The sequence below is a fragment of the Synechocystis sp. FACHB-383 genome (assembly GCF_014698605.1).
GTDB lineage: Bacteria > Cyanobacteriota > Cyanobacteriia > Cyanobacteriales > Microcystaceae > Synechocystis > Synechocystis salina.
Genome location: NZ_JACJTJ010000047.1, coordinates 93,414 through 107,384, shown reverse-complemented (window position 1 = coordinate 107,384; position 13,971 = coordinate 93,414). Strand labels below are relative to the sequence as shown.

The following is a 13,971-nucleotide window of genomic DNA, read 5'->3' as shown; positions in this document are numbered from 1 at the left end:
ATCTTAGAAACATGGCAAGTATTTATGCTGACCACCGTTGCTTTTGATGCATGAAATACGCTTAAACCTTTGCATATCAGGCATTTGAGCTTATCAAAATGACCTGACTAGATTGAAAATTACCATCTATGAATCTCTACTCAATGAATGCTTTCGATGGGGTTTGACATCTTAAATTGTTTACCACGTACAAAACTGAGATCCCCCCTGTTGTCTTGTTACCCCAACGAGCCAATTTTCCTAGTTTGAATTTGCAAATTTTAGGTCCAAGTTAGGTTCAAATTTCAAGAGGTAATAATAATGGATATGACAAATATCATCATTTTAGTGATTGAAGATGATGAGAGCATCCGCGAGAATATTGCAGAAATGCTCACGGATGAAGGATGTACGGTGTTGGTGGCCGAGAACGGTATTTCTGGCTTAAAAATCGCCCAGGAGAATCATCCCAACTTAATTTTGTGCGATATTATGATGCCCCAATTAGATGGCTATGGGGTGTTAACAGCATTGCGAGAAAAGCCAGACACCGAAATAATTCCCTTTATTTTTCTCACGGCCCGAGCCGATCGAACTGACCAACGCACCGGGATGAAATTGGGGGCAGATGATTATGTCACCAAACCCTTTAGTCGAGCGGATCTCCTCGAAGCTATTTCAACTCGTTTAGCCAAGGTTAATTCTCAAGAACAGTACATTGATAGCAAGGTGGCCTGGGAACGGAAAAAATTAGAGGAGATCTATCACTATGACCCGGACTCTGGTCTGCCAAATCGCTTTTTGTTACGGCAAAAATTCAATGAAACGGTAGCTAGTCGTCACTCATTAGAGGAATTAGTGGGAATTCTCTCACTCCAGATTTTACAACTGCGCCAGGTGGAAATGGTGCTTAACCCGCAGGAGCGGCAGGAATTGATTCTGGAGTTAACCCGTCGTCTCAGGAGCCAGTTAGGGGAAGAGGATGCTCTTTTCTTAATGGATCATGACCGTTATCTGATTATTGCAACTATTCCTAAGACTAGGGCGGAAATTCAAAGCTTTGTTGAGTTAATCCATGGGGTAATGGTTAAACCGATTCAGATCGGCACTTTTCGCACTCGTCTCTCGATGCTGATGGGCATTAGTTGCTTCCCGGAAGATGATACTTGCTTGGAAGGCCTGGTGGAAAAAGCTGATTTTGCTGCCAGTCGAGTATCCCAGGAAATAGCTTACGAATTTTACTCATCTCATCAGCGGGAACAAAACCTAGAGCAATTAGTGCTGGAAGATGAGTTAATCCAGGCCCTGGAGGAATCTTGGTTTCGGGTATTTTATCAACCGAAAATTGATGGCAACACCGGAGCAATTGTCGGGGCCGAAGCCTTAGTCCGCTGTCAACATCCCCAAAAAGGCCTTTTACCACCAGCAAAATTCATTCCCATTGCCGAAGCCACCGGACTAATTGTTCCCATTGGCTTACAGGTCTTAGAACAGGTTTGCCAGGATCAAAAACAGTGGAACAATCTGGGTTTATCACCCCTAAAAATTGCGGTGAATCTATCTCCTCTGCAATTTCGCCAGGCCAATTTAGACCAAACCATTGCCAACTTGCTTTCCACCCATGGACTTATGCTACTGCCAAACTTCCTGGAATTAGAAATTACAGAATCCTGCTTAATTGCCAATGTCCCCCGGGCCTGTGAAATCTTAACTTCCCTAGCAAATCTGGGGATCACCCTGGCGATCGATGATTTTGGCACAGGTTATTCTTCTCTAGAATACTTGCAAGTGCTTCCGGTAAATGTGGTCAAAATTGATCAGTGCTTTGTCCGGGGTCTGGATACCAATCCCAAGAATGCCAGCATTGTTAAGTCGGTAATTCAATTGTGTCATGAACTAAATTTGCAAGTGGTCGCAGAAGGAGTCGAAACAGTTACTGAGGCTCGATTTTTACAAAATCTAGGCTGTGACCAACTCCAAGGTTATTTGTTTAGTCGACCTGTGCCAGAGTCAGAGTTTTATCAATTCTGTCTAGACTGGACAGCTTCAGAAGTACCGGAGCTATCCAACCTGTTACCAGACTTTATAGTTTAGGACGACCAATGCACGAACAAACCGACGCCTACGAAGAGAAACGCCTGGAAATCCTCAAAAGTTGTCGCCTCTTAGATTCGATTCCCGACTATGCCTTTGACCGAATTGTCTTAACCCTGAAGGAAGTTTGTCAGGTGCCGATCGCCCTGTTTGGACTAATGGATCAGCATCGGGAATGGTTTAAAGCCAAAATTGGCTGTGACTTAACGGAAGCTCCCCGGGAAACCTCCTATTGTAATGTCGCCCTGAAACGGCAGCAGATACTGATTATTCCCGACACACTCCAAGACCCAGTATTTAAGGATCAACCGAGGTATCTCAAAGAGCAATTGGTGCGGTTTTATGCCGGAGTGCCTCTAATTACCCCGGATGGCTACGGCTTGGGGGTGTTGTGTATTATTGATTTTATACCGCGAGAATTAACACCAGGCCAATTGCTAACGATGACGGAATTAGCGCGGCAAGTGGTAATTGAAATTCAAAAACGGCGAGTGATCGAGAGTATTAGTCGACAGACCCAGGAGCGCATCAGTCATCAACGCAAGGATCGATTCTTTTTGAAATTAGGCATAGGGTTTGGCCTGGTAATTGTCCTGAGATTTATCTCGGTATTACCTTCTCTCTGGACCAACTCCCGTTTCCAAACCCTGTCCCAATGGGTAATTCATACTCAGGAGGTGCTGACACAAATTAACGAGTTAAAATTATCGCTTCAGGGAGCCCAGTTGGCCGTGCGAAACTATACTATCCTCAATAATCGTGCCACCAACCTTAATTACTATAGTTCTCACCTCAAAAATATCTATCGGCATCTAGATCAACTTGATGCCCTGACGCAGGATAACCCCAACCAAAGACCGGATGTAAAACAGTTAAGACTATTGTTGATTCATGATAATGAAATTCTCAATCAATTAATTCATGGCATTGATCGCCAAGATTTTAATACTGTCCAAAAAATCTATTCTAGTCAAGAAGCACTTTCTGTTGTGTCTGATTTGTTGCAAACCTTAGAAAGAATTGAAGGCAGAGAATTAGTTTTACTGGATCAACGGCAACAGGCTTTTAGAACTTCTGAGAAGTTAAACCCAGTCATAATTTGGACTAATTTTAGTATTACACTATTAATTTTAATTGTAATTTTGGTTTGGATTTATCATGAAATTCGACTGCGTTACCATGGGGAATCTCAAGCCAATCGACAGGAAGAATTTTTAGAAGTAACCCTGGCTAGTATTGGAGACGCCGTCATGATGACTGACGCCAATGAAACGATTACACTAATGAATCCCGTGGCAGAGGTTTTAACCGACTGGCCTCATCAAGAAGCAGTGGGACAAAAATTTTCGACGGTTCTGAATCTGATTAACACTGAGACTCAAGCCTTTTATCCCTCGCCTGTTGTTGCGGCGATTAATTCTCAGGTAAATCAATTTTTACATGATGGGGTATCCCTCGTCCGACGCAATGGGGAAACCATTGATGTTGATGATAGTTGCGCTCCGATTATTGGTGCAAACGGTTTAGTTGCTGGGTGTGTCATGGTATTTCGAGATATTTCCGAGCAACGTCGTCAGGAGGAGCAGATGACCCAAACACTCCAACGAGAACAAGAAATTAATAGCTTAAAAAATAGCTTTATTTCGATGGTGTCCCATGAGTTTAGAACTCCCTTAACAAGTATCTTTTCTTCAACTGAACTATTAGCATCATTTGATGGACAGGCTCACCCAGAACGACAGGATAAACATTTGCAGAGAATCTACACCTCTATCCGTCGTTTAGAGCAAATGCTGGACGATGTTTTATTGATTGGCCGGGTTGAGTCGGGTAAGTTGCAGTTTCAGCCAGAACTAATGAATTTGGAATTGGTAATAGAAGATATTGTTGAGGCAATTCAATCGGGGATTGGCCGTCATCACCAAATTAAATCTAACTTCGACAATGTGGTAGAGCCAGTTTTCATGGACGCTAAATTGATTAAGTTTATCTTTACCAACTTACTATCCAATGCCGTCAAGTATTCGTTACCTATGCATCCTGTTGAATTGAGTGTTGGGATTGTCAATACTGGGATAGAGATTCAAGTAATTGATCACGGGATTGGTATTCCTGCCGAAGATTTACCGAAACTGTTTCGAACATTTCAACGGGCTAGTAATGTGGGCAATATTCACGGCACAGGCCTGGGGTTGAGTATTGTCAAAACCTGTGTGGACTTACATGGGGGATCAATTGAGGTGGAAAGTGTCTTAGACCAGGGGACTCGGTTCAAGGTGTGGCTCCCAAATCATTCCACTACTCTGCCCAAGGTAGGCTCCCCAGAATTGATCAATACAGCCAAATAAATAAAAGGTCTTGAACCTCTGAAGAATCTAAAGGCCCCGGGCCAGTAGGGCTGCGGTGAAGGGAATCAAGGCCAGTCCGACCAATTCCCCCCGAATCAACCATTGCAACACAGATACTTTGCCTTCCTCCAGTACGGGAGCCTGGCGATCGAGCAGGGTTTTAATCCACATTAAAAACGAGAAAGTGGGATAGAGGGAAAGTAACCCCACCAAGATAAATAGCCCCACCTTGGCAAAGAAAATATGATGACTCAGGTAATAATCAGTGCCCTTGCCAAAATACATCACCCGTAAAACCCCTGTAACCAGCACCGCCGTGGCGGACAAGCCATAGATACTATCGGCAATGACCAATCGCCAAGACTCCTCCAGGGTAGGTTCTTTTTTCAAGGTCAGACCCTCTGTGACCAAAGCGCCGAAGGCAACCATGAAACTGAGGTAATGAATATACGCAACGGTGGCACTAATCCACATATGTCAATAAAACCAAAATAGTTTAGCCTTTGAAGATTGTTAGCCAAAAATCAAAAATTATCAAACCCACCAGGGTTTTTCCCCTGTGCGAGGATCCAATGCAGTCCAGGGGGAAATCAAAATGTGATCATCTACCACAGCCACTTGCACTATTTTCAGAGGTAAAGGAGCGGGACCCCGGGCCACAGAGCCGTCGGGATGGTAGCGGGAACCATGGCAGGGACACTGAAATTCTTGGTCGTTGCCATTCCAGGGGAAAGTACAGCCTAGGTGGGTGCAGACATCCACAATGCCGATGCTGTCAAGGCTACCGTCTTCTTTGACAATTAGATAGGTGGGGTCACCGGCTAGACCAGCCACCAAAGCCCTGGTACCGGGAGCTTCCGCCAAAATTTGGGAAGCGGGAATGGCGTTGCCCAAAACATCCTTAGCAATAATGCCCCCTCCAGCCCCGGTTTTTTCGGCGGGGGGAACGAGGAATTTTCCCACGGTGTACAGTCCCGCACTGGCCGTAACGGCAACGGTGGTGCCGGTGAGAAAATTTAGTAATTGACGACGGGAAAAAGAGGGGGAGTCGATGGCGGAGGAGTTGATCATAATTTAAATTAATCCAAACGAATGGTAAAAACTGGTGGGAAAATACAGCGGATACCACCGGAATCATTCGCCCTGCAAGTGCCCATTGTTATATTCAGGACTTTATTAAGCCAACTAAAAGGGGTAACCACTGTATTGAGACGATTGGTTTTGCTTGAGCTTACTTACTTGGTATTGATACCGAGTAATTTGTACAGTCCACAGAAACCAAAAGTGGCGGAAAATAGCATCAATCCCCCTCCAGCGGTAAGACCCAAACCTAAGCTGGTGCCGGAGTAGAAAAATAAACCTAAATAGAGTAATGCGGAAGCAACAACTAAACGAATCAAACGATCAATAGAGCCCATATTGGTGACCATGGCATAAATCTCCTGTGGAAAAATTGATGATAATAGAGAAATTTGTGTCAGCTTTTTTGCTGTTTTAAGGGACATGAGTAAAATTCAAAATCGAATCCCTTTACTTTTCTTATTATAACAATAAATTTTTGTTAAGAGTGTCGTTTTGGCTATGCAAAAAGGCATATTTTTGAGTTTGATTGGTCAAGTTTTTACGGTCATTTCCCCCGCCGCTTGCCAGCCCATAAAACTAGGGGGAAAACCGACAACGTTTTCGTAGCCGAAAAGTTTTAAAGTCATTACCGCCATAGCTGAACGATAGCCAGTGGAGCAATAGACAATAACTTTATTATCCGGAGAAAGTTGGGTAAGATTATGGGTTAAAGTTCGTAGGGGAATATTAATGGCTCCGGGAATATGACCAGCTTGGTATTCTTTAACTTCTCTTACATCCACTAAGATAGTCTGGGCATCACCCAACTGTTTTTTGAGGACTGCCGGTGTCCGAATCGTGTAATAGTTTGCCGGCAGAGAATTTAAAAACTGCTCGATCGCCAAGTCTACCGTTTCGGTCTGGGGACTGAGTTCAGAATTGAAGGAGGGGGGTAAACTTGCGGCCAGGGTAGGTTGGAAATTAAAACCCATTAAGCAGAAAGTTAAAAAGAAAACAGTAAGGCAACGAACAATAATTAATTGCATAGAAATGGTCTGGTTAAATCAGGATTATTTTTTTGCCAATACTTGGATTAGAGCTGCTTTACCTTGATGGTAAATACCTTCGTTCAAATGCCGCTCTAAAGTGTGGTTGGTTAAGTATGCAAAACTGGACAATTCTTCTCGTAAAGTCATCAAGTTTGGGAGTAGATCTAAGTCCTTGGGACCACCGGTTGTATATTGCAATTGCTCCGGGGCAAATCCTTCTAAAATAAACACTCCGCCAGATTTTAAGCCTTGGTAAATCCGTGGATAAAGTTGTTTTCGTAAACTGGAAGGTAAATGGCAGAAAATAGAAACAATACCTTGCCAGGCATCGGCAATAATTTCAAAATCTGCCAAATTACTCTGGATGGTGGTAATTTTTACACCTTTTTCCTGGGCTAACTTTTGCGCCTTAGCTAAACCAACGGAGGATTGATCTACCGCTGTTACTTGGTAACCCAAACTTGCTAAAAAACAAGCATTGCGCCCTTCCCCTTCCGCTAAACAAAGAACTTTGCCCCGGGGAATTTGCCCCGCCACACTGACTAAAAACTCATTGGGTTCTGTACCGTAAACGTATTCTGACTGGTTAAGTCTTTCATCCCACATAATTTTTCCTCGTCATTTTTCTTGATATTCCCTTAATAAAGCCAAGGAATCAATTTTTTTACCCGGCTTTGGTAATCGCCATAGTCGCTGAATTTATTTTCTAGCCAGATTTCTTCTCGGTTAGCTTTGAAATTAAAAAATACAAATAACAGCACTGCCCCAATTAAATGGGCCAAACTCCATTGCCAAAATCCATAGGCGATCGCCAGAAAAACCACGCCGCCGTAGAGGGGATGGCGAATAATGCCGTAAATACCAGTGGTAACCAATTGACTATGCTGTTTGGGATGGGGTAAGGGAGTCAGATTTTCTCCTAAATGTAGACCACCACCAATTAGTAGAACTGCGGCAATCGTGCCAAAAACCAAAGTTCCAGCCCAGATAATTAACTGATTCTGTTCAGCTAGTAATTGAAAATTAGTGGGAGTATAAACCGGTAAAAGTACAAATCCGAGGGAGAGAATTGCTTGCCCCAGCACCCAATATTCACCTTTTTTCCCTTGCCACCAATCAGTGGAAAAACCCCAGTCCTTAAATTGATTCATTGCGTTTCACCCCCAAAATAGACTTAAACTTTACTGACTTAACTTTAACCTTGGAACATAAAAGGCACCCCATTCCGAGAGTGCCCTTGATTAACCAAATGAAACGAAGTCCAACAGTCAGCTATGGCAATGGCATTAGCCTTCAATGGCGGGGGCGTTGAGGGCGACCATTTGGGCATCACCGGCAGCCAAATCCAAGGGGAAGTTATGAACGTTGCGTTCGTGCATCACCTCAAAACCAATATTGGCTCGATTGATGACATCGGCCCAGGTGCCAACGGGATGACCTTGGGCATCCAGAATCGACTGGTTGAAGTTAAAACCGTTGAGATTGAAGGCAAAGCAACAAACGGCAAGGGCAGCAAACCAAATCCCAATCACGGGCCAAGCACCAAGAAAAAAGTGGAGGGCACGGCTATTGTTAAAGGAAGCATATTGGAAAATCAAACGGCCAAAGTAACCATGGGCGGCGACGATGTTATAGGTTTCTTCCTCTTGACCAAATTTATAACCTTGGTTTTGGGATTCAACTTCAGTGGTTTCGCGAATTAACGAAGAAGTTACCAAGGAACCGTGCATAGCGGAAAATAATGCTCCACCGAACACTCCAGCTACGCCTAACATGTGGAAAGGATGCATCAAGACGTTATGTTCCGCTTGCAGCACCAACATGAAATTAAAAGTGCCACTGATGCCCAGGGGTAGACCATCGGAGAAAGAACCTTGGCCAATGGAATAGATCAATAACGTAGCGGTAGCCGCAGCAACGGGGGCGCTATAGGCGACACAAATCCAAGGGCGCATTCCCAAACGGTAGGACAATTCCCATTGGCGACCGAGATAACAGAAAATTCCGATCAAAAAGTGGAAAATAATCAGTTGATAAGGGCCACCGTTATAGAGCCATTCATCGAGGCTAGAGGCTTCCCAAATGGGATAAAAGTGCAAACCAATAGCATTGGAACTGGGTACTACAGCAGCAGTGATAATGTTATTACCGTACAGTAAAGAACCAGCAATGGGCTCCCGAATACCATCAATATCCACCGGTGGAGCGGCGACAAAAGCGATAATGAAACAGGTGGTTGCGGTCAGCAAAGTGGGAATCATTAACACCCCAAACCAACCGATGTAGAGGCGATTAGAAGTGCTAGTAATCCAACGGCAGAACCGTGACCACAGGCTTTGTTCCTGTAATCCTAATTGGGTAGTAGTCATGGCGAATAATTACGAAGTAAGATTTTGGTTTTAAGCTTGAATTTAATTTTTGCTGGTTATTTTGACAATAACGACCAGTCAAATCCAATTAAACCAGATATATAAAGGAGGATTAATAATGCGAGATAATAATTGGCGTTGATTAACCTCTCTTGAATTTCAGATTAATAATATTTCTTAAAAAAAACAAGACAGTTTCTCAGATTACGGTTGGTTTCCAAAGGTAAAAAAAAGGTTTTATTGGGAAAAATAAACCATTAAAAAAGAAAAATTTTTTCTTGTGAAAGCAGGATTAGTCCATTTGGGACCGATCGCCCCATTGGCCAAAGGCACAAAATACTTCCCAGTTATGGCCCCAGGGAGCCAAGGAGTTAGCTGGCAATAATCGGAGCTTAAGCGGGACATAGCCTGATATCGTTAAGGCTGAAAGGCACAATCTCGATTCTTTGGTGTCCCATGACCCCATCCCCGGTCCTCAATCTCCTCGTCAGTAACGATGACGGTATTTTTTCCCAAGGGGTACGTACCTTGGCCAACACCCTGGCCGCCGCCGGGCATCAAGTCACAGTGGTCTGTCCTGACCGGGAAAGATCGGCCACAGGCCATGGCCTGACCCTCCATCGACCAATCCGAGCGGGCATGGTGGAGGATGTGTTTGATCCCCGTATCAAGGCTTGGTCCTGTTCTGGCACCCCTGCTGATTGTGTAAAGTTTGCTCTCCATGCGGTGATGCCCCGCTATCCAGATTTTGTCCTTTCCGGAGTTAACCACGGTGCTAACCTCGGCACTGATGTTTTATATTCCGGTACGGTTTCCGCCGCCATGGAAGGGTTGATCGAGGGCATTCCCAGCATTGCATTGAGTTTGGTTAGTTTTACCGCCACGGATTTCCAGCCCGCCGCTGATTTTGCCAACTGCTTTGTCCAACATCTCTGGCGATCGCCATTGACGGAGCCGACTTTATTTAGCATCAATATTCCGGCGGTGCCAGCGGATCAGATTGCCGGAGTTAAGCTCACCCGTCAGGGACTACAGCGCTATAGCGAAACCTTCGAAGAAAGGTACGATCCCCGGGGAAAACGCTACTACTGGCTAGCAGGGGAAAGGGTAAAGGAAATTCCCCAACCGGACTATCTCCGGCTCAACCGTCGCATTCCCACCGACGTGCAGGCCAGCCAAGATAACTTCATCACCATTACCCCATTGCAATATAATCTTACGGATATCAATGGAGTTAACACTATTGAAAAAAGCAATTGGCTAGATCACCTAAACTTTAATTAAGCTCCCTTCTTAAATATCTGCTTCTTCCGTGATACTCTTAATACTCAATAATATTATTAAGTTATATGTCTGCTTATCTGTTTAATCAAGAAAATGAACCGGATGAAAGCGATAGCATAACGCTCTACGATGAAGCGGGGCGGGCCTTAGATTGCTACGTGGAAAATTCCCTTGAAGAAGAAGATGCTCAATATTTATTATTGATGCCTGTTGATATCCCAGTGGTGATTATTGCCTGGGAAGATGATGATGAAGAAACAGAAGATGCCGAGGCAATTTTACTAGAGGATCAAGAAGAAATTAGCCGTATTTTTGCCGATGCTAAGGCTGTACTAGCAGAATTGGATTTGTCATTGAAGTACACTGCTTACACCCTCACTGTTAGCGGTGAATTGCCCCCCATTGAAGACGAAGATATTCTCACCCTAGAAATTGAGGGCAACGATGCCGCCGCTGAAATGGAAGAGGAAGAGTTGCAGTTCTTGGCTAGTTTTTACCACGAGGAAGAACGCTATAGCATTTACACTCCCCTCGCCCCTTTGTTGTTCCTTGCTAAAGCCGTTAGTGAAACAGAAATTGAGTTGGTACACCCCGACAATGACGAACTAAAACATATCCTGGAAGAGCTTTTATTTGAAGATGCGGACTGATTAGTGGGCGGTCAATACAGCGGGAGAAAGCAGGGGGGTCTTGGGGGAGTTAGAATAGAAGACTGAGCATTTTGACCCAAGGCAGACCATGGCGGAAACGTACCTCTTAGACAAACTAGCTTCTGTGGAGCAGACCTATCAGGAATTGACTAGGATGCTGGCGGATCCGGACATTGCCACCAACCCCGATGAATTGCAACGGGTGGCCAAAGCCCGCTCATCATTGGAAGAAACCGTTGATACCTACGACACTTGGAAAAGAAGCCAAGAGGATTTAAAAGGGGCTCGGCAAATTGTCAAAGAATCCGGCAATGACCCAGAAATGCGGGAAATGGCCCAGTTGGAAGTGGAGGAGTTGGAAAATGCCATTAGGGAGTTGGAAAAACGTCTAACTATCCTGCTTTTGCCCAAGGATCCCAACGATGAGAAAAATATCATGTTGGAAATCCGCGCTGGCACCGGGGGAGACGAAGCTAGTATTTGGGCTGGGGATTTGGTGCGAATGTACACAAGGTATGCCGAGAGCCAAGGCTGGAAAGTGAGTCTGTTGAGTGAGTCCTTGGCGGATATGGGGGGCTTTAAGGAAGCAATTCTCGAAGTGAAGGGAGAAAGGGTTTACAGTCAATTGAAATTTGAAGCGGGAGTGCATCGGGTGCAACGGGTGCCGGTGACAGAAGCTGGGGGGCGGGTACATACCTCCACCGCTACGGTGGCCATCATGCCCGAAGTGGATGACGTGGAAGTTAAAATTGATCCCAAAGATATTGAAATGAGTACCGCTCGTTCCGGTGGGGCTGGTGGACAAAACGTTAACAAGGTGGAGACGGCGGTGGATCTGTTCCATAAACCCACAGGCATTCGGATTTTTTGCACAGAGGAACGTTCCCAACTCCAAAACCGTGAACGGGCCATGCAAATCCTCCGGGCAAAACTCTATGACATGATGCTCCAGGAACAACAGGATGCCATCAGTTCCAATCGGAGATCGCAAGTAGGGACGGGTTCCCGTTCCGAAAAAATTCGCACCTATAACTACAAGGATAATCGGGTCACTGACCACCGTTTGGGGCGCAACTTTGATTTAAACACGGCCCTGGAAGGTGAAATTCACACCATTATTGAATCCTGCATTTCCCAGGATCAACAGGAACGGCTAGCGGAATTGGCCGAAGCTACCAATAATTAATCAAATCGGTTGCGGCCTGGCGCAAAGTGAATATCCCCCAAGAGACAATCCTGGCTAGCGCCGGTGACCAGAGGAACATTGCCTGGAAACTGCTCTTGAAAACGCCAATAGGCCAACACGGCAAAGGCGATCGCCTCTTTGAAATCGCTGTTCAGACCAACATCATCGGTGCGCTGAATTATGGTGTTGGGGCCAAGATGATACTGGAGCCGCTCCCGTAGATAGAGGTTATGGGCACCACCGCCACATAGCAACAGGCGATCGGGCAACTGGGGTAAAAACCGTTGGTATTCCGTCACCACAGAGCGGGCCGTAAATTCCGTCAGAGTGGCCAAAAAGTCAGTTTCATTCAGGCCCTGGCGCTGGGCTTCAATCCAGCAATTGTCGAGGTACTGGGCCCCAAACAACTCCCGGCCGGTGGATTTAGGAGGGCATTGCTCAAAAAAGGGTTCTTGTAACCACTGGTCCACCAATGCTTGCCGGGGCTGACCCTGGGCTGCCCATTGCCCCCCTTGGTCATAGGTTTTTTCCCCCTGGGTAAATTTTTGCACTGCAAGGTCAACTAAGACGTTGGCGGGCCCCGTGTCCCAGCCGCAAATTTTTTCCTGCCAATGGGCCTGATTGCGGGGAGGAAGATAGGTCACATTGCCAATGCCACCCAAATTCTGCACACAGCGGTGTTCATCCTGATCGCTCAAGAGGCAAACGTCAATTTTAGAAACCAAGGGCGCTCCCTGGCCCCCCGCTGCAATATCCGCCGCCCGAAAATTGCTCACCGTGGTCAGCCCCGTCAAACTGGCGATCGCCTCTCCCCGACCCAACTGCCAACTGTAGCCTAGGGAAAGGGAGTTTTCGGCATTGGGGGGACGATGGAAAATGGTTTGGCCATGGGAACCGATTAAGTCCGCCGGGGGCAAAGATTGTTGAATTTTCTGGGCCGCCTGGGCAAATTCCTTCGCAATATTGTCATCCACTAAGGCGATCGCCTCTGGGCTAGTGGGTTTTCCGCCGCACAAATCTAAAATTTGTTGACGCAAGCCAGTGGGGTAGCCGTAGGTTTCTCCCCGCAGTAAATCCACCCTGAGATCTAACCCAGACCCAGTAATTTCCACTAAACAGGCATCAATGCCATCCACGGAAGTGCCACTAATCAAACCAATGCAATACAAAGTCCTGCTCCTAGCTGTTGTGGTTGAGGTAATTAATAATGAGAGAGTTCAAGAAAGTAATGAAAGCCGCCAGTTGCGTAACAATTCTATGCTGCCATTGACCCTGAATTTAGCAAATATTGCCATGGTAATTTCAATCATGTAGGCTGACTTGGGGATAACCTTCGTCCGGCGATGGAATCTGGCAAGCCAATGGCGATTATCTGAGTTGTTTCTCTCAATCCCTAGGTTTTCCCTTTTGCTAATCACATGGAACCCATCAGGATGTTCATCCAGCAGTTGTTGAGAAGGCTTCCAGTCATCAGTGCAGTACACCGTCACTTTTCAGTTTGCCAGTTTCTCCAGCAAACGACCTAGGGTTTGACTATAACGATTTCCCAGTTCCCAGTCGGTGAGTCTCCCAGTAAGACGGTCATATGCTTTCCATATCCATAACGTGTTTTTTTATCTGGAGAAAATGCCACAGTTGGTCTAATTCCACCACCATGGCTGAGTCTGGGGCTGGTTTTTCATAGTTTGCTTCACCAAAATCTCTAACCCAGTTGAGCACTGACTGAGTAGAAACTCCCAATGGTTTTGCCGTAGCATTCATTGACATGCCACTCATGTACAGTAGGACTGCTTCTAGTTTCATCCAGAGAGGTTTACCCCGTTCCTTGGAGAGATTTGTGAATTGATATTGGCAACTCTTACACTTGAATCGTTGCTTCTCCTTGACAAACCCATTTTTGATTACATTCAAGGCAGTGCATAGAAATTTTTTCAAAATCTCATTAGCCAA

Annotated in this window: 13 protein-coding genes and 1 pseudogene; 5 read left to right on the top strand and 9 right to left on the bottom strand. The window is 45.5% G+C overall.

Annotated elements, in window-relative coordinates; translation table 11 throughout:
- Nucleotides 1-300 precede the first annotated feature (300 nt).
- Nucleotides 301-2,073 (top strand): EAL domain-containing protein, encoded by a 1,773-nt coding sequence (locus H6G45_RS14965; protein WP_190599201.1) that lies wholly within the window; start codon nucleotides 301-303, stop codon nucleotides 2,071-2,073.
- A gap of 8 nt (nucleotides 2,074-2,081) precedes the next feature.
- The gene (locus H6G45_RS14960; RefSeq protein WP_190599200.1) at nucleotides 2,082-4,421 is read left to right on the top strand and encodes an ATP-binding protein; all 2,340 of its coding nucleotides are present in this window, start codon (nucleotides 2,082-2,084) and stop codon (nucleotides 4,419-4,421) included.
- 27 nt (nucleotides 4,422-4,448) lie between these two features.
- On the opposite strand, the gene H6G45_RS14955 is transcribed toward H6G45_RS14960, so the two are convergent.
- The 7 genes from H6G45_RS14955 to psbA form a co-directional block, all read right to left on the bottom strand.
- A complete protein-coding gene (locus H6G45_RS14955; RefSeq protein ID WP_190599199.1) occupies nucleotides 4,449-4,895 on the bottom strand; it encodes a DUF2214 family protein in 447 nt (148 codons plus the stop codon).
- A 60-nt stretch (nucleotides 4,896-4,955) separates the two neighbouring features.
- The gene (gene petC, locus H6G45_RS14950) at nucleotides 4,956-5,492 is read right to left on the bottom strand and encodes a cytochrome b6-f complex iron-sulfur subunit (protein WP_190599198.1); all 537 of its coding nucleotides are present in this window, start codon (nucleotides 5,490-5,492) and stop codon (nucleotides 4,956-4,958) included.
- Between the two features lie 164 nt (nucleotides 5,493-5,656).
- Nucleotides 5,657-5,851, bottom strand: a complete 195-nt coding sequence (locus H6G45_RS14945; protein WP_190599197.1) for a DUF2892 domain-containing protein — start codon at nucleotides 5,849-5,851, stop codon at nucleotides 5,657-5,659.
- 183 nt (nucleotides 5,852-6,034) lie between these two features.
- Nucleotides 6,035-6,529 carry a rhodanese-like domain-containing protein gene (locus tag H6G45_RS14940; protein WP_190599196.1) on the bottom strand — a complete coding sequence of 165 codons (495 nt, stop codon included), beginning with the start codon at nucleotides 6,527-6,529 and terminating at the stop codon, nucleotides 6,035-6,037.
- 24 nt (nucleotides 6,530-6,553) lie between these two features.
- Nucleotides 6,554-7,138: a class I SAM-dependent methyltransferase gene (locus tag H6G45_RS14935; protein ID WP_190599195.1), complete on the bottom strand. Its 585-nt coding sequence runs from the start codon at nucleotides 7,136-7,138 to the stop codon at nucleotides 6,554-6,556.
- Nucleotides 7,139-7,170: 32 nt separating this feature from the next.
- Entirely contained in the window at nucleotides 7,171-7,683 is a 513-nt protein-coding gene (locus H6G45_RS14930; protein ID WP_190599194.1) for an isoprenylcysteine carboxylmethyltransferase family protein, read from the bottom strand.
- A gap of 135 nt (nucleotides 7,684-7,818) precedes the next feature.
- Nucleotides 7,819-8,901 carry a photosystem II q(b) protein gene (psbA, locus tag H6G45_RS14925; protein ID WP_190599193.1) on the bottom strand — a complete coding sequence of 361 codons (1,083 nt, stop codon included), beginning with the start codon at nucleotides 8,899-8,901 and terminating at the stop codon, nucleotides 7,819-7,821.
- A gap of 456 nt (nucleotides 8,902-9,357) precedes the next feature.
- Between psbA and surE the strand changes: the two genes are divergently transcribed.
- The 3 genes from surE (at nucleotide 9,358) to prfA (ending at nucleotide 12,021) form a co-directional block, all read left to right on the top strand.
- Nucleotides 9,358-10,185 (top strand): 5'/3'-nucleotidase SurE, encoded by an 828-nt coding sequence (gene surE, locus H6G45_RS14920; RefSeq protein WP_190599192.1) that lies wholly within the window; start codon nucleotides 9,358-9,360, stop codon nucleotides 10,183-10,185.
- 65 nt (nucleotides 10,186-10,250) lie between these two features.
- Entirely contained in the window at nucleotides 10,251-10,835 is a 585-nt protein-coding gene (locus H6G45_RS14915) for a DUF3727 domain-containing protein (protein WP_190599191.1), read from the top strand.
- A gap of 88 nt (nucleotides 10,836-10,923) precedes the next feature.
- Nucleotides 10,924-12,021, top strand: coding sequence for a peptide chain release factor 1 (gene prfA, locus H6G45_RS14910; protein ID WP_190599190.1), 1,098 nt, complete (start codon nucleotides 10,924-10,926; stop codon nucleotides 12,019-12,021).
- On the opposite strand, the gene H6G45_RS14905 is transcribed toward prfA, so the two are convergent.
- Together H6G45_RS14905 and H6G45_RS14900 are read right to left on the bottom strand one after the other, a co-directional pair.
- Nucleotides 12,018-13,223: an anhydro-N-acetylmuramic acid kinase gene (locus H6G45_RS14905; protein ID WP_347338276.1), complete on the bottom strand. Its 1,206-nt coding sequence runs from the start codon at nucleotides 13,221-13,223 to the stop codon at nucleotides 12,018-12,020. The genes prfA and H6G45_RS14905 overlap by 4 nt on opposite strands.
- Nucleotides 13,224-13,238: 15 nt before the next feature.
- Nucleotides 13,239-13,959: pseudogene (locus tag H6G45_RS14900) on the bottom strand (IS1 family transposase).
- Nucleotides 13,960-13,971 lie beyond the last annotated feature (12 nt).

Coding starts and splice junctions, on each gene's coding strand:
- H6G45_RS14935 (WP_190599195.1), bottom strand. CDS start 7,138: ATGTGGGATGAAAGACTTAACCAGTCAGAATACGTTTACGGTACAGAA.
- H6G45_RS14915 (WP_190599191.1), top strand. CDS start 10,251: ATGTCTGCTTATCTGTTTAATCAAGAAAATGAACCGGATGAAAGCGAT.
- petC (WP_190599198.1), bottom strand. CDS start 5,492: ATGATCAACTCCTCCGCCATCGACTCCCCCTCTTTTTCCCGTCGTCAA.
- H6G45_RS14960 (WP_190599200.1), top strand. CDS start 2,082: ATGCACGAACAAACCGACGCCTACGAAGAGAAACGCCTGGAAATCCTC.
- surE (WP_190599192.1), top strand. CDS start 9,358: ATGACCCCATCCCCGGTCCTCAATCTCCTCGTCAGTAACGATGACGGT.
- H6G45_RS14940 (WP_190599196.1), bottom strand. CDS start 6,529: ATGCAATTAATTATTGTTCGTTGCCTTACTGTTTTCTTTTTAACTTTC.
- prfA (WP_190599190.1), top strand. CDS start 10,924: ATGGCGGAAACGTACCTCTTAGACAAACTAGCTTCTGTGGAGCAGACC.
- psbA (WP_190599193.1), bottom strand. CDS start 8,901: ATGACTACTACCCAATTAGGATTACAGGAACAAAGCCTGTGGTCACGG.
- H6G45_RS14945 (WP_190599197.1), bottom strand. CDS start 5,851: ATGGTCACCAATATGGGCTCTATTGATCGTTTGATTCGTTTAGTTGTT.
- H6G45_RS14955 (WP_190599199.1), bottom strand. CDS start 4,895: ATGTGGATTAGTGCCACCGTTGCGTATATTCATTACCTCAGTTTCATG.
- H6G45_RS14965 (WP_190599201.1), top strand. CDS start 301: ATGGATATGACAAATATCATCATTTTAGTGATTGAAGATGATGAGAGC.
- H6G45_RS14930 (WP_190599194.1), bottom strand. CDS start 7,683: ATGAATCAATTTAAGGACTGGGGTTTTTCCACTGATTGGTGGCAAGGG.